General features: G+C 71.9%; 15 protein-coding genes and 1 tRNA gene. 8 read left to right on the forward strand and 8 right to left on the reverse strand.

Annotated elements, in window-relative coordinates; all coding sequences use genetic code 11:
• Window positions 1–28 precede the first annotated feature (28 nt).
• From CLV40_RS04445 to mfd, 5 genes are all read right to left on the reverse strand, one after another.
• Window positions 29–3235, reverse strand: a complete 3207-nt coding sequence (locus tag CLV40_RS04445) for a S41 family peptidase (protein ID WP_104477201.1) — start codon at window positions 3233–3235, stop codon at window positions 29–31.
• A gap of 211 nt (window positions 3236–3446) precedes the next feature.
• Complete coding sequence (locus CLV40_RS04450; RefSeq protein ID WP_219823920.1) at window positions 3447–4397, reverse strand: nucleoside triphosphate pyrophosphohydrolase; 951 nt, start codon at window positions 4395–4397, stop codon at window positions 3447–3449.
• A 35-nt stretch (window positions 4398–4432) separates the two neighbouring features.
• Entirely contained in the window at window positions 4433–5437 is a 1005-nt protein-coding gene (locus tag CLV40_RS04455; protein ID WP_181043323.1) for a SurA N-terminal domain-containing protein, read from the reverse strand.
• Between the two features lie 152 nt (window positions 5438–5589).
• Window positions 5590–6399, reverse strand: coding sequence for an ESX secretion-associated protein EspG (locus CLV40_RS04460; protein ID WP_181043324.1), 810 nt, complete (start codon window positions 6397–6399; stop codon window positions 5590–5592).
• A gap of 442 nt (window positions 6400–6841) precedes the next feature.
• On the reverse strand, window positions 6842–10396 hold the full coding sequence (gene mfd, locus CLV40_RS04465) for a transcription-repair coupling factor (protein ID WP_104477787.1): 3555 nt from the start codon (window positions 10394–10396) through the stop codon (window positions 6842–6844).
• Window positions 10397–10518: 122 nt separating this feature from the next.
• Here mfd and CLV40_RS04470 point away from each other — a divergent pair, with 122 nt between their 5' ends.
• Window positions 10519–11133, forward strand: coding sequence for an HD domain-containing protein (locus CLV40_RS04470; protein ID WP_104477209.1), 615 nt, complete (start codon window positions 10519–10521; stop codon window positions 11131–11133).
• 258 nt (window positions 11134–11391) lie between these two features.
• Here CLV40_RS04470 and CLV40_RS04475 read toward each other — a convergent pair whose 3' ends face one another.
• Entirely contained in the window at window positions 11392–12162 is a 771-nt protein-coding gene (locus CLV40_RS04475; protein ID WP_104477211.1) for an enoyl-CoA hydratase/isomerase family protein, read from the reverse strand.
• A 112-nt stretch (window positions 12163–12274) separates the two neighbouring features.
• Here CLV40_RS04475 and CLV40_RS04480 point away from each other — a divergent pair, with 112 nt between their 5' ends.
• The gene (locus CLV40_RS04480) at window positions 12275–13450 is read left to right on the forward strand and encodes a PQQ-dependent sugar dehydrogenase (protein ID WP_104477213.1); all 1176 of its coding nucleotides are present in this window, start codon (window positions 12275–12277) and stop codon (window positions 13448–13450) included.
• A gap of 121 nt (window positions 13451–13571) precedes the next feature.
• On the opposite strand, the gene CLV40_RS04485 is transcribed toward CLV40_RS04480, so the two are convergent.
• Together CLV40_RS04485 and CLV40_RS04490 are read right to left on the reverse strand one after the other, a co-directional pair.
• The gene (locus CLV40_RS04485) at window positions 13572–14171 is read right to left on the reverse strand and encodes a TetR/AcrR family transcriptional regulator (protein WP_104477789.1); all 600 of its coding nucleotides are present in this window, start codon (window positions 14169–14171) and stop codon (window positions 13572–13574) included.
• A 103-nt stretch (window positions 14172–14274) separates the two neighbouring features.
• Window positions 14275–15225, reverse strand: coding sequence for an acyl-CoA desaturase (locus CLV40_RS04490; protein ID WP_104477215.1), 951 nt, complete (start codon window positions 15223–15225; stop codon window positions 14275–14277).
• Window positions 15226–15557: 332 nt separating this feature from the next.
• Here CLV40_RS04490 and CLV40_RS04495 point away from each other — a divergent pair.
• From CLV40_RS04495 to pth, 6 genes are all read left to right on the forward strand, one after another.
• Window positions 15558–15628: transfer RNA gene (locus CLV40_RS04495), tRNA-Gln, on the forward strand.
• Window positions 15629–15730: 102 nt separating this feature from the next.
• Window positions 15731–17551, forward strand: coding sequence for a GGDEF domain-containing protein (locus CLV40_RS04500; RefSeq protein ID WP_104477217.1), 1821 nt, complete (start codon window positions 15731–15733; stop codon window positions 17549–17551).
• 110 nt (window positions 17552–17661) lie between these two features.
• Window positions 17662–19188 (forward strand): bifunctional UDP-N-acetylglucosamine diphosphorylase/glucosamine-1-phosphate N-acetyltransferase GlmU, encoded by a 1527-nt coding sequence (gene glmU / locus CLV40_RS04505; RefSeq protein ID WP_104477219.1) that lies wholly within the window; start codon window positions 17662–17664, stop codon window positions 19186–19188.
• Window positions 19185–20165, forward strand: a complete 981-nt coding sequence (locus CLV40_RS04510) for a ribose-phosphate diphosphokinase (protein WP_104477221.1) — start codon at window positions 19185–19187, stop codon at window positions 20163–20165. Before glmU ends, CLV40_RS04510 begins: the two co-directional genes overlap by 4 nt.
• A gap of 370 nt (window positions 20166–20535) precedes the next feature.
• Entirely contained in the window at window positions 20536–21153 is a 618-nt protein-coding gene (locus CLV40_RS04515; RefSeq protein WP_104477223.1) for a 50S ribosomal protein L25/general stress protein Ctc, read from the forward strand.
• A 73-nt stretch (window positions 21154–21226) separates the two neighbouring features.
• The gene (pth, locus tag CLV40_RS04520) at window positions 21227–21808 is read left to right on the forward strand and encodes an aminoacyl-tRNA hydrolase (RefSeq protein WP_104477225.1); all 582 of its coding nucleotides are present in this window, start codon (window positions 21227–21229) and stop codon (window positions 21806–21808) included.
• Window position 21809: the final 1 nt, after the last annotated feature.

Here is a 21809-nt window from a genome sequence, read left to right on the forward strand (position 1 = left end):
ATTCCCGCCACCGCCCGGTGACCGCGACCTACAACGGGGGCAAGTCCGGCGGCTGCGCGGCCGGGGAGACGGCCAAGCGCTCCAAGGCGATCTCGATGGCCTTGTCCAGTTGTGGATCAACGCCTGCCGCGTGGTCCTGGGGACGCATGACGACCTCGACGTCCGGGTCGACGCCGTGGTTCTCCATGCCCCAGCCCGTGCCCTCCATCCAGGTCGCGTACCGCGGTTGGGTCACCAGCGTGCCGTCGATGAGGTGGTACCGCATGTCGATGCCGACCACCCCGCCCCAGGTCCGGGTGCCCACGACCGGCCCGATGCCCAGCGCCTTGATCGCCGCGTTGACGATGTCGCCGTCGGAGCCGGAGAACTCGTTGGCCACCGCGACCACCGGACCGCGCGGCGCGTCGACCGGGTACGTCTCCTCGTAGTACCCGTCCCGCGCGCGGCCCCAGCCCACGATGCGCCTGCTCAGCTTCTCCACGACCAGCTGCGACAGGTGCCCGCCGCGGTTCTCCCGCAGGTCGACGATCACCCCGTCGCGGCGCATCTCCATCCGCAGGTCGCGGTGGAACTGGGCCCAGCCGAAGGCGACCATGTCCGGCACGTGCAGGTACCCGACGCGGCCGTCGGTCGCCGAGTGCGTGTGCGCGCGCCGGTCGGCCACCCACGCCTGGTAGCGCAGCGGCATGTCGTCGAGCAGCGGCACGACCACGACCCGCCGCGGCGCGCCGCCACCCTTGGGTTCCACGGTCAGCTCGACGGGCTTCTCCGCCGTGCCGACCAGCAGCGTCGCGGGCCCGCGCACGGGGTCGACCGCGATCCCGTCGACCGCGACGATCGCGTCCCCCTCGCGCACCCCCACGCCGGGCGCGCGCAGCGGCGAGCGGGCCTTGGGGTCCGAGCTCTCCCCCGGCACGATCGCCGAGATCCGCCACGCGCCGTCCGCGTCGCGCACCAGGTCGGCACCGAGCAGCCCGAGCCGCCGCCTGCCGTCCGCGCCCGCCTGCTGCGGCAGCACGTACGCGTGCGAGGTGCCGAGTTCGCCGTTGACCTCCCACAGCAGGTCGACCAGCTCGTTGTGCGACCCGAGGGCGTCCACCAGCGGCCGGTACCGGTCGAGCACCCCGGCCCAGTCGACGCCGTTCATGTCCGCGCGCCAGAAGTGGTCGCGCATCAGGCGGCCGGACTCCTCGTAGGCCTGCCGCCACTCGGCGGCCGGGTCGACGCGCACCCGGACCCGGCTCAGGTCGACGGAGATGTTGTCCTCCGAGCCCTCCTCGGAGTCGGGTTTGCGGTCGGCGGGGACGACCCGCAGGCTGCCGCCGTCGCGCACCACCAGGCGGGTGCCGTCGCCGCTGGGCCACACCTCGTCGAGGCCGTCGATCAGCGTGTCGGCCTTGCGCTTGGCCAGGTCGTAGCGCTCCAGCACCGAGCGGGGCGCGGCGGTGCCCGAGTCGTCGAGGTCGTCGCCGAGGGTGCCGGTGAGCGGGTCGCGCAGCCAGGTCACGCCGCCCTTGACCGCCAGCAGCCGCCAGTAGCGGGCGGCGGGCACCGGGAAGGCCACGACCCGGTCGGCGATGCCTTCCAGGTCCACCGACGTGCGCGGGGTCTTGGTGCCGGAGTCGTCGGAGTCGTCCGAGTCCTTGTCGTCGTCCGGGTCGCCGAACGCGCGGCCCTCGCGGACCGGGGCGAACGGCGACGGCGTGGTCGCGGCCAGCGGCACCAGGTAGGGCCGGATGGCGTTGGCGAAGGACAGGTCGAACACGTGCGAGTCGTAGATCGGGTCGAAGCTGCGCGACGACAGGAACGCGATGTGCTTGCCGTCGAGGGTGAACGCGGGGTCGTGGTCGACGAACCGCAGCGGGGTCACGTCGACCACGGCCAGGCTGGTCGTGTCGACCATCCGGATGTGCCGCAGCGGGTTCGGGCCGGGGTGCGACCAGGCCAACCAGGTCGAGTCCGGGGAGAACACCAGGTCCTTGGGGTCGCCCTCGCTGACCTTGGCGATCTCCCGGACCTCGCCGTCGTCGACGTCGACCAGCAGCAGCCTGCCGTCGTGCGTGGTCACCGCGACCCGGCGGCCGTCCGGGGCCGCCGCCAGCTCCAGCACCCGACCCAGCTCGCCGGTGGCCACCCGGCGCGGGCTGACCCCGGGGTCGCGCCCCTCGACGGGACCGAACTCCAGCGCGTCCTCGCCGTCGGCGTCGGTCACCCAGACCGCCTGGCCGGTGGTGCCCAGCACCGCGGGCACCCGGGCGCGCACGCCGGGCTCGACCGACAGCGCGCGCACCGGCCCGTCGCGGTGGGTCACCCAGTGCACGGTGCCGCGCACCTCGACCGCGCTGGCCCGGCCGGTGCGGTCGACGCCCGCCCAGCCCAGGTTGCGACCGGCGGCGACCGGGCGGACCTGGCGCGGGTTGCGCGAGCCGCCGAGGCGCACCTCGACCTTGCGCGGCGCGGAGTCCAGGTCGTCGTGCAGCCACACCTCGCCCGCGCGGTGGTAGACCACGCGGGTGCCGTCGGTGGTGGCGTTGCGGGCGTAGAAGCCCTCGTGGTCGGAGTGCTTGCGCACGTCGGAGCCGTCGTGCGCGCAGGAGTAGAGGTTGCCGACGCCCTCGTGGTCGGAGAGGAACGCGATCCGGCCGCCGACCCACAGCGGGCTCACCAGGTGTCCGTCCACTTCGGACAGGATGCGGTGGAAGTCGCCGGTGCCCCGGTGGTCGACCCAGACCTTGCCGGTGGTGCCGCCGCGGTAGCGCTTCCACCAGGCGGGTTCGCGGGAGAACACCGAGCCGAGCAGCACCCCGCCCGCGGCGTTGAGCTCCAGCGAGGCCAGCGGGCCGTAGGGCAGCGGCTCGGCGGGGGCACCGTCGAGCGGCACCGCGTACGCCCACGTGCCCCGGGTGGAGGACCGACCGGTGGAGGTGCGGGCCGTGACACGGCCGTCCGGGGTCCAGCCGGTGACGGCGGTCCCCACGTCGCCCCAGTAGCTCAGCCGTTCACTCGGACCGCCCTCGACCGGCGCGACGTGCACCTCCGGCTCGACGTCGCGGGTGCTGCTCCAGGCCAGGTGCGCGCCGTCGGGGGAGAACCGCGGGTTGGTCACCGGTACCTGGTCGGCCGAGAGCCGCCAGGCCCGGCCACCGGCCGCGGGCGCCAGCCACACGTCGTCCTCGGCGACGAACGTGATCAGGTCCGCGTGCAGGTGGGGGAATCTGAGGTAGGCGTCGGTCACGTGGTCAAAGCTAGCCACTGACACCCGGGCCTGCCGCCACTTTTGACCGCATGCCCTGCGGGACCCGCCAAGTGTCGTAACCCGCACCCGGACGGGACGGGCGAAACCCGACCGGTAGGCCCAGCGGGTACGTCCATTCCGGACCCCCCGTTGAGCCGGTCGGCAACCAACCGACCATCCCACCAAAGAGTGAAAACGGGACCAGGGTCCGCTATCCGCCCACGGAGGGCCAAAAGCGGCGCCAGGCGTCGTGGTCCATCCGCGCGGGATCGACCCCCGCGGCCCGCGCCGCGGACTCGGCGGCGCGCACCCGGTCGGCGAACCGGCGGGCCACCCGGCGGAGGTCGTCCTCGGGGTCGGCGCCCGCGAGCCGGGCGGTGGCCGCGGCGTGGAACAACCGGGCGCCGACGCCCTGGTCGCCGTCGTCGAGCAAGTCGGCGGGCAGGCCCGCGCGGGAGGCGCGGTGGACCAGCTTGGCCGCGAGCGCGACCGCGGGCTGCCCGAGCGCCACACCGTCCACACTGGACTCGCGCTGCTTCTCCCGCTGCTTGAGCTCGTCCCAGCGGTGCTCCTGGGTGGTCGCGTCGCGCACCGCGGGGTCGCCACCGGCGAACACGTGCGGGTGCCTGCCCACCAGCTTGGTGACCAGGGTGTCGGCGACGTCGTCGATGCCGAACGGGTCGGCCGGGTCCTCCTGCGCCACCCGGGCGTGGAAGAGGACTTGGAGCAGGACGTCGCCGAGTTCCTCGCGCAGCGCGGCGCGGTCGCCGTCGTCGATGGCGTCGAGGAGCTCGTAGGACTCCTCCACCAGGTACCGGCGCAGCGAGTCGTGGGTCTGCTCGGCGTCCCACGGGCAGCCGCCCGGCGAGCGCAGGACGTCCATCACCCGCGCGGCGGCGACGAGGCCGGCGCCCGGGGTGCGCAGCACGGGCACGCCCGCCGCCACCAGGGGTTCGGCGGCGGCCAAGTCGTCGGTGAGCACCACGACCGGAGCGCTCGCCGCCTCGTCGACCACGTCCGCGGGCGCGGGGCCGTCACCGGCCGCCGGGTCCGCGCCGCCGAGGGTGTAGACCCGCTTGGCCGCGCGCAGCAGCGGCAACGCGGCAGCGGGCAGGGTCGCACCATCCCGCAGGCGGACCGTCTTGGCGGACTCGACCAGCACGACGGCGGAACCGGGGTGCGGGGTCGCCCGCCGGGTCACTGGGCGGGCGCGTTCTTGACCGGGATGACCACGCCGCTGGCCTCGGCCGCGCTGGGCGCGATGTCCATGCCGGTCTCGTCCCAGACCCCGTACCGGGGGCTGATCTTCACGCCGACCTCGGCGAGCAGCGGCTGCAGCAGGCGCGGCCCGAGGGACTGCGCGGTCTGCGGGTCGGCCTTGGCCTTCTCGTCCGGCTTGGCGTTGGTGTCGCGCTTGCGGATCAGCGCCACCACCCAGTTCGCGTTCTCCGGGTTCGGCCGGAAGGCGACCACGGAGTTCTCGGGGGCGCCGAAGAGCACGGTGCCCGCGATGTCCGAGGCGGCGGCCGGGGTCAGGGTCTCGGCCTTGGCCGCCTGCTCACCCGCCGCGATCTCCGCGTCGATGAACGCGTCGGCCTGCTTGAGACCCTCGGCGAGCTTGTTGGCCTTGGCGACCGCGGCCTCGCGCACCGCGCCCTGGCTCTGGTCCTGGCTGACCGCGGTGACCAGCACGAAGTCGAAGGTGACCGACAGCTTGGTCAGCTCCCGGTCGCCGATCTCGCCGAGCAGCAGGAAGTCCCGGGCGACCTGGTTGCGGTCGAGCACCTTGGTGACGGCCTGGCGGCTGATCACCTGCGGGCTGACGCCGCCGTCGACCGGCAGCTCCTGGAACGAGTCACCGATCTGCCCCGCCACCTCGGCGACCTTGGCCGGGTCGACCGTGAGGTTCGCCTTGGCCGCGTAGCGCTCGATCAGCTCGTGCTGCACCAGCTGGCGCAGCGCCTCGCGGGAGAGCAGGTCGAGCTTGCGCTGGTCGGCCAGCACCCGCGCGGCGGGCTCGGCCTTGACGGCCTGCTGGACGAGGTCCTGGACGCGGTCGACCGAGATGGTCCGGTCACCGACGACGGCGGCGGCGTTCACCTGGCTCGGCCCGGTCGCGCAGGCGCCGAGCGCCAGCCCGACGGCGGCGAGCAGCGCGACGAACGGTCCCCGGCGGCGGGTGGCGGCGATGACGGTGGTCACAGTGACCAAGCCTCTCACAGCACCCCCGCCGGGTGGACGCGCACCCGCTCGTGTTACCCGCCGTGACCGGCGACGAGTCAGGCGAAGGCGCCACCCGACCTAGCCAGACCACCACCACCGCGAGATCGCGCCGGTCTCGCCGACTGTGCGGTTCAAAGGCGATCTTGCCGCCGAGGCGGAGCCGAGGCCGTGTTACCGCTAAGGGCGTTTGCCAGCTCGTCGCGCAAGACAGTGCTGTCGGCCGGGGTGAGGTTGACCCATTGCCTGCCGTCGGCGCGCACGGTGCGCAGCAGCGCGTAGCGGCCGTCGCCCGCCACGTCGAACCAGAACAGCGACGGACCGCGCCCACCCGCGGCGGTGACGCCGAGCTGGCCTGCGCGCAGCCGGCGCGCGCACAGCAGTTCGGTCAGCACCGGCACCCGGTCGGCGTGCTCGGCCCGCCAGGAACCGCCTTCGCGGCGACCGGCGCGGTCCGCGGGCAACTCGGCGACCACGGCGGCGGCCAGCGCGGCGGTCGCGGCGGACCCGCCCGCGGCGATGCCCGCCGACATGCTCGCGGTGACGTCGCCGTCGCGGACCAGGACGTCGCCGCCGACGTGCTCGCTGGGGCCGGGCTCCTGGGTGGCGACGACGGCGCGGCGGCCGACCCGGGCGGCCAGCACGCGGTGCGGCGAGTCGGACCCGTCCTCGGCCATCCACACCGAGTCGACGGAGACCTCCGGGGCGTGCAGCATCCGCAGGCAGGTCTCGAGGTCGGGGTCGAGCTTGTCACCGCGGCCGAGCACCCCGTTGGCGCGCAGCCGGGCGCGGACCCGGTCGGTGACCACGGCCTGCTCGCGGCCGGTGAGCCCGGAGCGGGCCACCTGCAGCGGGTACGGGAAGGCCTCGATGCCGAGCTGGTCCCACACGTGCCCGAACTCGTCCGGGCCCAGGGTCCAGCCGAGCTGGGTCGTCAGGCTCACCACTGCTCCCCGATCACGGGCGGTGCGGCCGGGCGACCCGCGCCGAGCACCTCGTCGAAGTCGGTCACGATCCGGTCCGGGCGCGCCCGTCGGGCCGGGGCGGGGCGCCGTAGCGGACACTCTCGCCGCCGCCGTCGCCGCGGTAGGGCCGAACTGCCCTGGTGGCGTGGTCACCGTGCGTATCCCCTCGGACCTCGGGAGCGCGTCCACACCCGTGGACGTTGCCCACCCACCAACCACGCAAGTCCTCATGAGACTGTCCAACTGGAACTCAAGTACGGCGGCGGCGGGGCAAACGGGTGCTTGCCCTTGACGTCGCCGAAAACGCGAGGCGCGTTACGAATCAATCGGAACGGCAGTTGGCCTGCTAACCGCAAGTTTCACTTTGCACGCCTACACGCGGCGACTTTCACGATCACCGCAGCGAGCGCGATCTCGCGGATCAGCCGACCGGGGCGGGAGTCACTTCCAGGGAGGAGAGGAACTTCACGCACCAGTCGAGCAGGTCGCGGTCGCGCAGAACCGGGGCGCCGATCCGGCCGCCCGCGCCGCCCTCGGTCGGCCGGGGCACGGTGACGGTGTTCGTCACGGCCTTGTGGGTGGCCTTGGGGTGCAGGCGCTTGAGCCGGACCAGCTGGGAATCGCGCAGCGGCAGCGGGGCGAAGCGGACGAGGCTGCCCTGGGCGATCACCTCGGTCACGCCGTGCGCGCGGCACTGCTGGCGGAACCGGGCGACCGCGAGCAGGTTGACCACCGGGACCGGTGGCTCGCCGTAGCGGTCCTGCAACTCCTCGCGGACCGCGTCCAGCGTCGCCTCGTCCGGGGCGGCGGCCAGCTTGCGGTACGCCTCCAGGCGTAGGCGTTCGCCGGGGACGTAGTCGTGCGGGATGTGCGCGTCGACCGGCAGGTCCACGCGGACCTCCGCCAACTCCTCCTCGTCCTCCGCGCCCGGGGCGCCCGCGTGCTTGCGGAACGCCTCCACCGCTTCCCCGACGAGGCGGACGTAGAGGTCGAAGCCGACACCCGCGATGTGACCGGACTGCTCGGCGCCCAAGATGTTGCCCGCGCCGCGGATCTCGAGGTCCTTCATGGCGACCGCCATGCCCGCGCCCAGTTCGGTGTTCTGCGCGATGGTCGCCAGGCGGTCGTGCGCGGTCTCGGTGAGCGGGGACTCCGGCGGGTACAGGAAGTACGCGTACCCGCGCTCCCTGGCGCGACCGACCCGGCCGCGCAGCTGGTGCAGCTGGGCCAGGCCGAGCATGTCGCCGCGCTCGACGATCAGCGTGTTGGCGTTGGAGATGTCCAGGCCGGTCTCGATGATCGTGGTGGACACCAGCACGTCGTGCTCGCGCTCCCAGAACCCCTGGATGATCTTCTCCAGCCGTTCCTCGTTCATCTGGCCGTGCGCGGTCACCACGCGCGCCTCCGGGACCAGCTCGCGCAGCCTGCGCGCGGCCTTCTCGATGGAGGAGACCCGGTTGTGCACGTAGAAGACCTGGCCGTCGCGCAGCAGCTCGCGGCGGATCGCGGCGCCGACCTGCTTGTCGTCGTAGGCGCCGACGTAGGTCAGGATCGGGTGGCGGTCCTCCGGCGGGGTCAGGATGGTCGACATCTCGCGGATGCCCGCCAGCGACATCTCCAGCGTGCGCGGGATCGGGGTGGCGGACATGGTGAGCACGTCGACGTGCGTGCGCAGCGACTTGATGTGCTCCTTGTGCTCCACGCCGAAGCGCTGCTCCTCGTCGACGATCACGAGGCCGAGGTCCTTGTAGCGCAGGCCGGTCTGCAGCAGCCGGTGCGTGCCGATGACGATGTCGACCGAGCCGTCGGCCAGGCCCGCGACGGTCTGCTCGGACTCCTGCGGGTCGGTGAACCGGGACAGGCCCTTCACCGTGACCGGGAACGAGTGCATGCGGCCCGCGAAGGTGTTGAGGTGCTGCTGGGCCAGCAGGGTGGTCGGCACCAGCACCGCGACCTGCTTGCCGTCCTGCACCGCCTTGAACGCCGCGCGCACCGCGATCTCGGTCTTGCCGTAGCCGACGTCGCCGCAGATCACCCGGTCCATCGGGACGCCGCGCATCATGTCGGCCTTGACCTCGTCGATGGCGGCGAGCTGGTCGGCGGTCTCGGTGAACGGGAAGGCGTCCTCCAGCTCGCGCTGCCACGGGGTGTCCGCGCCGAAGGCGTGGCCGGGGGCGGCCTGGCGGGCGGCGTAGAGCTGCACCAGCTCGGCGGCGATCTGCTTGACCGCCTTCTTCGCCTTCGCCTTGGTGTTCTTCCAATCCGACCCGCCGAGCTTGTTCAGCGTCGGCAGCTCGCCGCCGACGTAGCGGGAGACCTCGTCGAGCTGGTCGGTCGGCACGAAGAGGCGGTCGCCGGGCTGGCCGCGCTTGGAGCTGGCGTACTCCAGGACGAGGTACTCGCGGGTCGCGCCCGCCACCGTGCGCTGGACCATCTCGACGTAGCGGCCGATGCCGTGCTGCTCGTGCACCACGTAGTCGCCCGCCTTGAGCGCCAACGGGTCCACGGCGTTGCGGCGGCGCGACGGCATCTTGACCGTCATGTCCTTTGTGGACGTACCGTGTCGGCCACCGGTCAGGTCGGTCTCGGTGATCACGACCAGGGCAGAGCCGGGTGCGGTGAAGCCGTCCTCGATCGCGCCGCACACCACCGTGACCACGCCCGCGCGCGGCGGCTCGGGCAGGCCGTCCTCGGCGAACACCGCGGACACCTCGGCGTCGGCCAGCTGCTCCACCGCGCGCTTGGCGGTGCCCGCGCCGGGCACGACGAGCACGGCGGCGCCGCCGGTGGCGGTGTGCGCGCGCAGGTCGGCGAAGGCGCGGTCGACCTCGCCGCGGTAGGACTCGACGGGGTGCAGGTCGAGGGTGACCGCGTCCGGGTCGGGGGTGGTCAGCTGCGAGAGCGTCCACCACGGGTGCTCGCCGTCGCGGGCGTGCGCGGCCACGTCGGCGAGGTCGCGGTAGGCGGAGGCGCCCAGGTCGATCGGGGCCTTGCCGCCACCGGCGGCGGCCATCCAAGAGGCCTCGAGGAACTCCTGGCCGGTGCGCACCAGGTCGTGCGCGCGGGTGCGGATCTTCTCGGGGTCGTTGAGCAGGACGTGGGTGCCCGCCGGGACGACGTCGGTGAGCAGCTGCATCTCGCCGGGCAGCAGCGCCGGGATCAGCGCCTCCATGCCCTCGGACGGGATGCCCTCGGCGAGCTTGGCCAGCATCTCGTGCAGGTGCGCGTCGGACTGGTGCAGCTCGGCCAGCGCGGCGGCGCGGTCGCGGACCTCGGCGGTGAGCAGCAGCTCGCGGCACGGCGGGGCGGTGACCTCGGCGACCTCGCCGGGCAGGGACCGCTGGTCGGCGACGGCGAACGGGCGGATCTCGCTGACCTCGTCGCCCCAGAACTCCACCCGGACGGGGTGCTCGGCGGTCGGCGGGAAGAGGTCGACGATGCCGCCGCGCACCGCGAACTCGCCGCGCTTCTCGACCATGTCGACCCGCGCGTAGGCCAGGTCGGCGAGGCGGGCGACGACGGAGTCGAAGTCCTGCTCCTCGCCGGTCTTCAGGTGCACCGGGGCCAGTTCACCCAGACCGGGGGCCATCGGCTGGATCAGGCTGCGGACCGTGGCGACCACGACCTTGAGCTGCCCGGCCGGGTGCTCCTCCGGGTGAGCGAGCCTGCGCAGCACGGCCAACCGCGCACCGACCGTGTCCGCGCGCGGGGACAGCCGCTCGTGCGGCAGCGTCTCCCAGCTCGGGAACTCGGCCACGGCCCCGCGGCCGAGCAGGTCGCCGACGACCGACACCAGGTCGGCGGCCTCCCGACCGGTGGCCGTGATGGCCAACACGGTGACCTCCGCCGCGAGCGCGGCGGCCACCAGCGGCCGCGCGGCGACCGGACCGTGCAGGGTCAGCGTCGGCGCGCCGACCGCGTCGGCGACCGCGGTCGCGGCGGGGTCGGCGAGCAGGGTTTCGAGCAGGCCGTGCAGCTTCGCCACGAGACGGGTGTCCTTAGAACGCGGTCCAGGGGTGGTTGGGGGTGCGCCCAGGGGGCGGGTCCCAGCCTACGGCGTACCCACGACAGGCGTCGCCGACATATAGCCTCCGCCCCGTGGCACTCGAATGGTGGACACCGCTGGCCGACCGGCTGGGGCTGGCGCGGGAGCTGGGACCGGTGCTGGTGGGGCGGTGGTCGGAGCCGCACCGCCGGTACCACGACTTGGACCACCTGGTGGCGGTGCTGACCGCCGTAGACCGGCTGGCGGCCCACGCGGACGACCCGGACCTGGTCCGCCTCGCCGCCTGGTACCACGACGCGGTCTACCAGGGGCGACCGGACGACGAGGAGATGAGCGCCCGCCTGGCCGAAACCGAACTGCCCCTGGACGCCGCGTCGACCGCGGAGGTGGCCCGCCTGGTGCGGCTGACGCGCGGGCACCGGACCGCACCGGGAGACCGCAACGGCGAAGTCCTCTGCGACGCAGACCTCACCATCCTCGCCTCGGACAACTACGAGGCGTACGCGACAGCCATCCGCACCGAATACGCCCACGTCCCGGACGACGCCTTCCGCGCGGGACGAGCGGCGGTCCTGCGAGACCTCCTGGCCCTACCCACCCTCTACCGCACCCCGCACGGCAGGGCCGCGTGGGAAATTCCCGCCCGCGCCAACCTGACCGCCGAACTAGCCACGTTGACCGCCGAACCTGGTCCATCGGACGGCTAGCCCACCGGCAGATCTGGATGGTGCGCCGGTCTTGCAGGAACGGCCGTGATCTCGGCCGGTGGTCTATCTCGACCGGTGTTGGGCCGAGCACGGTGCGTGCTCGGCCCAACAAAACATCGATGGGCGGTTGTGCCGATCAGGTCTTCGGTTTGTGCTGTAGTCGGGTGTTCATGGGAGTTCCGCGCGGGCGGCCGTGGCCGGACGGCCGCCGTGGTGGGCTTACGCGGGTGTGATGCGGAGCAGTTTGTCGTCGGTGGATCAGAAGCGGGGCGTGCGCTTCTCCAGGAAGGCGGCCACTCCCTCCGCGTAGTCGGTGCTGGCCGTGGACGCCGCGTACATCCGCACGACGTCGTCGTCCTCGTCGTGGCGGCCAGCGACCACGCGTCCCACGATGTCCTTCGCGCCGCGGATCGTGACCTGGGAACGCGATGCCATGACCAAGGCGAGTTCGGTGGCGCGCTTGTCCAGCAGGTCGGTCGCGTGCAGTTCGTTGACCAACCCGATGCGCAGGGCCGTGGGGGCGTCGATGATGTCGCCGGTGAACAGGATCTGCTTGGCCCAGGCCGGACCGACCGCGTCCACCAGCTGCTTGGTCGACGGCAGCGTGAACACGATGCCGAGCTTGGCCGGAGTGATGCCGAAGCGGGCGTCGGCGGCGGCCAGCCGGATGTCGCAGGCCAGTGCCAGCTCGCAGCCGCCGCCGATGCAGAAGCCGGTGATCGCGGCGATGGTCGGTTTGGGCAGGTCGGTCAGCGACTTCACCGCGGCCTCGATGGCGGCGGCGTAGCGGCGCGCACCGTCGGCGTCGCCGCGCACGGTGGCGAACTCGCTGATGTCCGCGCCCGCGGAGAAGGCGTCGTCGGCGCCCCGGATGATCAACGCCCGGAGACGGTCGTCCGCGCGGACGCGGCGCGCGATGCCCGGCAGCGCCGACCACATCTCGAGGCTCAAGGCGTTCTTCTTGTCCGGGCGGTCGATGGTGAGGGTCGCGACCGCTCCGTCGCTGGTCAGGTTCAGGTGCTCGCTCACCCGGACACGGTATCCGGGTCCGGTTCGCCGCACGCCGGGTTCGGCACCACTGGGAATGGCCGGTTTCGGACCCGTTCGGTACGAGGTCCCGATGTGGGGCATTCTTGCGGGTATGCGCCGAAACACGCTGATAATCGCGTCCGCGTTGGTGGTGCTCGCCGGGTGCGCCTCGGCGGCGGTCGTGTCCGCCGAGCCAGGCGGGACGGGTCCGGCCCCCGTTCCCGCGAGCGCGCCCGCCCTGACCGTGGAGACCGTGGCGAGCGGTCTGGTCCACGGCTGGGACGTGGGTTTCCTGCCGGACGGCAAGGTGCTGGTGACGCAGCGCACGGGAGAGATCGCGCTGCTGTCGTCGGCCAGGCCAGGTGCCACGATCACCAGGCTCAAGGCGGCCACCCACACCGTGCAGGTGCGCGGTGAGGGCGGCCTCATGGGTCTGGTCGTGCACCCCGACTTCGCTACGACACGCGAGTTCACCACTTGCCAGACGCACCAGGAGAACGGCCAGCCGGTGGACATCCGGCTCGTCACCTGGCGGCTGACCGAGGACGAACTCGTCGCCACGAGGGTCAAGGAACTGCTCACCGGACTACCGCTGTCGTCCGGTGGCAGGCACTCCGGTTGCCGCACCACGATCGGGCCGGACGGCTCGCTGCTGGTCGGCACCGGCGACACCGCGCAGCCCACCGCTGCCCAGGACAAGAACAACCTGGGCGGCAAGGTGCTGCGGATCGATCTGAAGACCGGGAAACCGTTGCCGGACAACCCGTTCCCGGGTTCGCCGGTGTACAACTACGGCCACCGCAACGTCCAAGGGGTCGCGGTCCGCAACAACGGCCAGGTGCTGACCGCCGAACACGGACCGGACAACAACGACGAGGTGAACCTCTCGATCCCCGGCGCCAACTACGGCTGGGACCCCTCCCGCGGCGGCACCTCGACCCGGTACGACGAGTCGGTCCCGATGACCGACCGGACCCGCTTCCCCGACGCCGTCCCCGCCAAGTGGGAATCGGGCGCCACCACCGAGGCCATCTGCGCCGCCGCGTTCGTCAACGGCCCCAAGTGGGGCACGCTCGACGGCGCGCTGGTCATCACGGCGCTCAAGGGCGCCAAACTCATTTTCCTCACCCTCAACGACAAGGCCGACGTCACGTCGGTGACCATCCCACCGGAGTTCACCAACAAGTACGGCCGCCTCCGCGCCGCCCGAACCGGCCCCGACGGATCCCTGTACGTCACCACGTCCAACGGCACCGACGACAAACTGCTCCGCATCACACCCGCGTAAGCCCACCACGGCGGCCGTCCGGCCACGGCCGCCCGCGCGGAACTCCCATGAACACCCGACTACAGCACGAAATGAAGACCTGATCGGCACAACTCCGGTCGAGGTAGACCACAGGTCGAGATCACGGCCGTTCCTGCAAGACCGGCGCACCATCCAGGTTGGACAGCCCGTTCCAGGCCAGGTTCACCAGGTGGGCGGCCACCTCGACGTTCGCCGGTTTGCGGGCCTCCAGCCACCACTGACCCGTGAAGGCCACCATGCCCACCAGGGCCTGGCTGTACAGCGCCGCCAGCTTCGGTTCGTACCCGCGCTTGGCGAACTGCACGCCCAGGATGTGCTCCACCTGGCTGGCGATGTCGTTGAGCAGGCTGGAGAACGTGCCCGTGGCCGTGGCCACCGGGGAATCCCGCACCAGGATCCGGAACCCGTCGGTGCTGCCCTCGACGTAGTCCAACAGGGACAGCGCGGCCCGTTCGAGCAGCACCCGGGGGTGGGCGTCCTCGGAAAGGGCGTGGGTCATGCCTTCGAGCAGGGTGCGCATCTCGCGGTCCACGACGACCGCGTAGATGCCCTCCTTGCCGCCGAAGTGCTCGTACACCACGGGTTTGCTGACGTGCGCGCGGTGCGCGATCTCCTCGACCGACGCGCCGTCGAAGCCTTTTTCGGCGAAGAGGGCGCGGGCGACGTCCAGGAGCTGTTGCCTGCGTTCCTTGCCGGTCATCCGCACCCGCACGGGTGCTTCCGGCTCCGCTCTTCTCGCCGCCACCGACCCAGCCTAGGGGTTCGGGCCAACCGGAAAACGCGGGCGGCCCGAACCCGCTCGGCTACTTGGTGACCGCGAGCTTGGCCAGGCGGGCCTCGCTGGGCCAGCGGACGTCGGTGACCCAGCCGAACTTCTCGAAGATCCAGATCAGTCGGGCCGAGGTGTCGATCTGGCCGCGCTGGACGCCGTGGCGGGCGCAGGTGGGGTCGGCGTGGTGCAGGTTGTGCCAGGACTCGCCGAAGCTGAGGATGGCCAGGGGCCAGAAGTTGGCGGCCTTGTCGCGGCTGGCGAACGGGCGCTCACCGATCATGTGGCAGATCGAGTTGGTCGACCAGGTCACGTGGTGCAGGACCGCGACCCGCACCAGGCCCGCCCAGAAGAACGCGGTGAACGCGCCCCACCACGACCACGAGATCAGGCCGCCGATGACGCCGGGCAGGACCAGGGTCAGGCCGGTCAGGTACGGGAACAGCTTGTTGACCCGCTGGATGTCCGGGTCGGCCATCAGGTCGGGGGCGAAGCGCTGCTTGTTGGTGGTGTCGTGGTCGAAGATCCAGCCCATGTGCGCGTGCCAGAAGCCCTTGGTCAGCGCCCACGGCGAGGTGCCGTAGAGCCACGGCGAGTGCGGGTCGCCCTCGCGGTCGGAGAACGCGTGGTGGCGGCGGTGGTCGGCGACCCAGGTGATCGGCGGGCTCTGCACCGCCATGCTGCCCATGACCGCGAGCACGATCTTCAACGGCCGCTTGGCCTTGAACGACCCGTGGGTGAACAGCCGGTGGTAGCCGACGGTCACGCCGAGGCCGCTCCAGTAGAAGAAGAACACCGCCAACGCCACGTCCACCCAGCCGATGCCCCAGCCCCACAGCAGCGGGACGGCCGCGACGAGCGCGGCGAACGGCACGAGGATGAACACGTACACCGCGATCTGCGTGGCCAGGTTGCGCCTGCCCTCGATGATCGGTTTGGGGCCCTTCTTGTCCACTCCCGCGTCAGCGTCGAGCGTGCTCGTCATGGATGTCCTTCCCGAAACCGGTCGGAGTCGGCCTCACCTACGGTGCCGTAACTTACGACAGCGTAAGGACTGGACCAGCGCCCGCGCCAGTACCTCCGGCAGGCGTACCCACCGGGAGATTCGACACAACCCGACGAACGGGTGGGACTCGATTCGCCACCGACCGGAACGCACCGCACCCGAATCGCCCCGGTGCGTAACACCGTCGTGGAGCTTGTGATGCCGCTAACACCCGAACGGACGCGACCGGAGTCCAATCGCGCGGGTACTGCTGCCCGCACCACCACGCGCATGCCACGATGTTCCCCACTGTGAGCGAACACCGCGCACGGTCCGCCGTGGTGTAAAGGCAGCACCTTGGATTTTGGTTCCAATGGTTCAGGTTCGAATCCTGGCGGCGGAGCACGGTCACCGGGTACCCCCCGAAGCACGGGTGTCCGGTTAGACCCGTCGACCACCTCCGAGCAGGACAACCGGAGAAGCACAGGGGGGTGCCGCGGGCCACGTGGACGACGAGCAGCGTGACGACACCGAACTGCCCGCGTTGGAGGAGCGCTCCGACGCCTGGCTGGTCGGCCGCGCCCGGGAACTGCTCGCGGTCATCCAGGTCAGCCCGGTGCTCGAGCGGGTCCGGCACACCGCGGAGGTCGACCGCCTGCTCGCCGAGGCGCAGCACCGCGGCGAGCCGCGCATGGTGGCCCAGCTGCTGCGCTCCGCGGTCGCCGTGCGGGTGGTCAACAACGAGCTGGCCGACTCCGCCGAACCGCTGCTCGACGAACTCCTCGCGCACACCCGCAGGCACGGCCTGGTGGTGCTGCAGGCCGACGCGCACGCGCTGCGCGGGCGCAGGCTGCTGCTCGCGGGCGCCGAGGACGCCGCGCTGAGCGAGGCCGCGGTCGCGCTGGCCATGCTGGACGAGGACATCACCCCCGACGCCCAGTTCGGCGGCCGCAACTGGGACATGATCATGGCCGCCACGCTGATGGACATCGGCACCGTGCTCACCCAGCTCGGCGTGTACGAGATCGCCGACCAGGTGATGAACCGGGCGAACAAGAGCATCCGGGCCAGCGCGGGCCCGCACCTGATCTCCGTGCACCTGATCAACCGGGCCCGGCTGCTGGTCGGCTGGGGCCTGCGGCTGGAGCGGATCAGCGAGGACGAGCGCGCCGCCGAGCGCTTCGCCACCGCGGCGGCCATCGCGGTCGCGGTGGAGGCGCCGTTCCGCGAGTCGCTGTTCCCCCGCGACGCGCACCTGGCCGCCGCCGACCAGAACCCGGTCATCGGCGCCGCCCTGGCCCTGGCCCAGCCGTCCGGCACGCACATCGAGCGGCTGCGCGGCCTGACCGAGTCCCGCCGCTACCCGCGCGAGCTGGTGATCGTGGCCATCGCGCTGGCCCGCTGCCTGGAGCACGAGGGCCGCGAGGAGGAAGCCGTCGAGGTGCTGGGCAAGGCGCGCGCGCTGATGTACCACGAGGCCGCCGAGCCGACCCTGCGGTTGTGCCTGATCCGGGAGTACGCGCGGCTGTCCGGACCGGACGGCGGCGAGCGCACCACCAGCGCGCTGGAGCACTACGCCACCGAACTGGAGGCCCAGCTCTGGGACATGCGCGAGTCCCGGATCGCCACGCTCAACACCCGCCGCGAGCACGAGCGGCTGTCGCGGATGCACGGCACCATCACCCGCCAGGCGCTGCAGGACCCGTTGACCGGCCTGCCCAACCGGCGCGCGCTCGACGAGCGGCTGGAGACCCTGGCCTCCTCCCCCGCCAACCACCCGCTGGCCATCGCGCTGGTCGACCTCGACGGCTTCAAGGGCGTCAACGACCGGATGTCGCACGCCGAGGGCGACGACGTGCTGCGCGTCGTGGCCAGCACCCTGCGCGACGCGCTGCGCGGCAGCGACATGGTGGCCCGCTACGGCGGCGACGAGTTCATCGTGCTGCTGCCCGGGGCGCCGCTGACCGCCGCCGAGGCCGCGCTGCGCCGCGCGATCAACGCCGTCTCGGGTTTGCCCAAGGACCTCTCGCACGGCGTGACGCTGTCCATCGGCGTGGTGTCGCTGCGCCCGCAGGAGACCGCGGTGCGCGCGCTGGCCCGCGCGGACGCGGCGATGTACCAGGCCAAGCGCGGTGGCGGGAACGACATCGTCGCGATCAGCGGCAGCGACGCGGACGAGGCGGCGGAGAACCGGTCCGGCCACGGCGCCGACCAGGGCGGCGGACACCGCGCGGGCAACGGGAAGCACCGAAGCGCCCACAGTACCGATGGCGACCGGCAGGCCAAGGCGGACGACCCGGGATGGGTGCTGCGCGAGGCCACGTAGGATCGGCCCCCGGCCGGCGTCGTAGGAGCGATCACCTGCCCGCGAGCGACCGTGCCTCCAACTGGTTTGAGCCGATACCAGGATCGTTGAGCCACATGCTAGGGAGTGCGATGTCGCGAACCACCCCCGATCGGGCACGTCCGGGCCAGGTCACCACGGTCATCCTGGCCGCGGGGGAGGGCACCCGGATGAAGTCGGCCACCCCCAAGGTGCTGCACCCGGTGGCCGGGCGGCCGCTGGTCGAGCACGCCGTGCGGGCCGCCGCCGGGCTCAAGCCGGACCACCTGGTCGTCGTGCTCGGGCACGGCCGCGACGCGGTCGGCGCGCACCTGGCACGCGTCGCCGAGGCGCTGGGCCGCGAGGTGACCACCGCGGTGCAGGAGACCCAGGACGGCACCGGCCACGCGGTCGCCTGCGGGCTGGCCCCGCTCGGCACCATCACCGGCACCGTCGTGGTGACCTACGGCGACGTGCCGCTGCTGGACACCGCGACCCTCGACGCGCTGCTGGCCGAGCACGCCGAGCAGGCCAACGCCGTCACCGTGCTGACCGCCCAGGTGCCCGACCCGACCGGCTACGGCCGGATCCTGCGGGCCGAGGACGGCACGGTGCGGGCGATCGTCGAGCACAAGGACGCCACCGAGGAGCAGCACGCCATCGACGAGGTCAACTCCGGCGTCTACGCCTTCGACGCCGAGGTGCTGACCGACGGGCTGTCGCGGCTGTCCACCGACAACTCCCAGGGCGAGCTGTACCTGACCGACGTGCTGGCCATCGCCCGCGGCGACGGCCGCCGGGTCGGCGCCCTGGTGTGCGCGGACCCGTGGCTGGTCGAGGGCGTCAACGACCGGGTGCAGCTGGCCCGGCTCGGCACCGAGCTGAACCGCCGCGTGGTCGAGGGCTGGATGCGGGCCGGGGTGACCGTCGTCGACCCGGCCACGACCTGGATCGGGCTGGACGTGGTGCTGGGCCGCGACGTGCTGGTCGAGCCGAACACCCAGTTGCGGGGAGTCACCGCCATTGGGGCCAATTCCGTCATTGGACCGGACACCACGCTGACCGACGTCACAGTGGGTGAGCAAGCCTCGGTCGTCCGGACCCAGGGAGCGAGCGCGGAAATCGGCGACGGCGCCACCGTCGGACCCTTCGCCTACGTGCGGCCGGGCACCCGGTTGGGGATCAAGGGCAAGATCGGGACGTTCGTCGAGACCAAGAACGCGCAGATCGGGACCGGTTCGAAGGTTCCACACCTGTCCTATGTGGGTGACGCCACGATCGGTGACCACAGCAACATCGGTGCGGCTAGCGTGTTCGTCAACTACGACGGGGTGAACAAGCACCACACAGTTGTCGGCTCCCATGTGCGGATGGGGTCCGACAACATGTACGTGGCACCGGTCACTGTTGGTGACGGGGCGTACAGCGGTGCCGGAACCGTCATCCGGCGGAACGTGCCGCCGGGTGCGCTCGCGGTCTCCGGTGGTGCGCAGCGCAACGTCGAGAACTGGGTGGTCAGCCGCCGCCCGGGCACCGCGGCGGCCGAGGCCGCCGAGCGCGCCCAGCGCGCACAGCAGGACGCCGACCAGGGCGCCCACCAGGACGCGGTCAAGACGAACAGCGAGGACGAGACCCCATGAGCATCAAGACCGGGACCCCGAAGAAGAACCTCATGCTGTTCTCCGGTCGCGCGCACCCGGAGTTGGCCGAAGAAGTGGCCAAGCACCTGAACGTGAGCATCACCCCGCAGTCGGCGTACGACTTCGCCAACGGCGAGATCTTCGTCCGGTTCGAGGAGTCGGTGCGCGGCTGCGACGCGTTCGTCATGCAGAGCGCCTCCGCGCCGATCAACCAGTGGATCATGGAGCAGCTGCTCATGGTCGACGCGCTCAAGCGGGCCAGCGCCAAGCGCATCACGGTGATCATGCCGTTCTACCCGTACGCCCGGCAGGACAAGAAGCACAAGGGCCGCGAGCCGATCTCCGCGCGGCTGATCGCCGACCTGTTCAAGGTCGCGGGCGCGGACCGGATCATGACCGTCGACCTGCACACCGCGCAGATCCAGGGCTTCTTCGACGGCCCGGTGGACCACCTGTTCGCGCAGAACATCCTGGCCCGCTACATCAAGGACAACTACCCCCAGCAGAACATCGTCGTGGTCTCCCCCGACGCGGGCCGCACCAAGCTCGCCGAGAAGTGGGCCAACGACCTCGGCGGCGTACCGATCGCGTTCATCCACAAGACCCGCGACCCGCTCAAGCCCAACGAGGTCGTGGCCAACCGGGTGGTCGGCGAGGTCGAGGGCAAGCTCTGCGTGGTCATCGACGACATGGTCGACACCGGCGGCACCATCGCCAAGGCGGTGCGCCACCTGCTCGACGAGGGCGCCTCGGACGTGGTCATGGCCGCCACCCACGGCGTGCTGTCCGGCCCGGCCCGCGACCGGCTCTCGGAGTGCGGCGCCCGCGAGGTGGTGTTCACCAACACGCTGCCCATCCCGGACGAGAAGCGCTTCCCGGGGATGACCGTGCTGTCCATCGCCCCGCTGCTCGCGCACGCGATCCAGCAGGTGTTCGAGGACGGCTCGGTCACGTCGCTGTTCGACGGCGACGCCTGAGTCGATTTTCGCCCACCACCCACCCCCCACGTCCCCGCCCGGCGTCGTCCCCGGTTTGGAGGGCCGCGAGCGGGGCCGTTGAAACCCGCGCAGACGCCGCCGTCCGACCAGTCGACAAGCGTCGTTAACCGGCCGGTCACCTCAAGAATCAGCCAGCAGCCGCGCGTGGGGCGCACCCCCGGGTTCGCCCCACGCGCGGTGCGTGCGTAAACTATTCGAGTTGCCTCGGCGAGGCGGGCATCGCGCCTGGCGTGATCGACGTGGCGGACGCAAGAGCCGTACGTCTCGCGCCCTCCGTGCCCCTTGCCGCAGGCTGCCCCGACTACAAGTCGCGCCCCCGCCGCACTTTGATCGCAAGGAGAGCACCACCGTGTCCGAGGTACGTCTGGCCGCCGAACAGCGCACCGAGTTCGGCAAGGGCGCCGCCCGCCGCACCCGCCGTGCGGGCAAGATCCCTGCCGTGCTCTACGGACACGGTTCCGACCCGCAGCACCTGGCCCTGCCGGGCCTGGAGTTCGCCCGCGTGGTCCGCGAGCACGGCCACAACGCGGTGCTCACCCTCAACATCGGCTCGGACACCGAGCTCGCGCTGACCAAGACGGTCACCACGCACCCGCTGAAGAACTACATCGAGCACGTCGACCTGCTGCTGGTCAAGCGCGGCGAGAAGGTCACCGTCGACGTCCCGATCGTGATCAACGGCGACGCCTCCCCCGGCACCCTGATCACCCAGGACCTGACCACGCTGCAGATCGAGGTCGAGGCGCTGCACATCCCCGAGCAGGTCGAGCTGGACATCGCGGGCGCGCAGGCGGGCACCCAGTTCACCGCGGCCCAGGTCACCCTGCCGCGCGGCGCGTCGCTGGCGGGCGACCCCGAGGCGCTGGTGCTGGCGGTCAACACGGCCCCGACGGCGGAGCAGCTGGAGGGCGAGCTCGACACCGAGGGCGCCGGTGTGGTCGAGACCCCGAAGTCCGACGAGGGCTGACGAGCAGATTTCCACCCGGTGCCCCGGTCCCAGTTCGCTGGGCCGGGGCACCGGCGGTTAACCGGGAGTGCGCATGGTCGACGGCGACGCGCCGACGCTGGTGGTCGGGTTGGGCAACCCGGGCCCGAAGTACGAGGGCAACCGGCACAACATCGGCTTCCTGGTCCTCGACGAACTCGCCGCCCGGGTCGGCGGCCGGTTCAAGGCGCACAAGGCGGGCGCCGAGGTCCTGGAGGGCAGGCTGTCGGGCCACCGCGTGGTGCTGCTCAAGCCCCGGTCCTTCATGAACCTCTCCGGCGGCCCGGTGGTCGGCACGGCCAAGTTCTTCAAGGCGGGCCCGGACCGGGTGGTGGTCGTCCACGACGAACTGGACCTGCCCTTCGGCGCCCTCCGGCTCAAGCTGGGCGGCGGCGACAACGGGCACAACGGCCTGCGTTCGATCACCAAGTCGCTGGGCACCAAGGACTACTATCGGGTCCGCTTCGGCATCGACCGCCCCCCGGGCCGGATGGACCCGGCGGACTACGTCCTGCGGGACTTCGGCACGACCGAGCGCAAGGACCTGGCCTTCGAGATCGACCGGTGCGCGGACGCGGTGGCGACCCTGGTGGCCCAGGGCCTGGAAGCCGCCCAGAACTCGTTCCACGCGACCTGAC

This window comes from Actinokineospora auranticolor (assembly GCF_002934265.1).
Classification (GTDB): Bacteria; Actinomycetota; Actinomycetes; order Mycobacteriales; family Pseudonocardiaceae; genus Actinokineospora; species Actinokineospora auranticolor.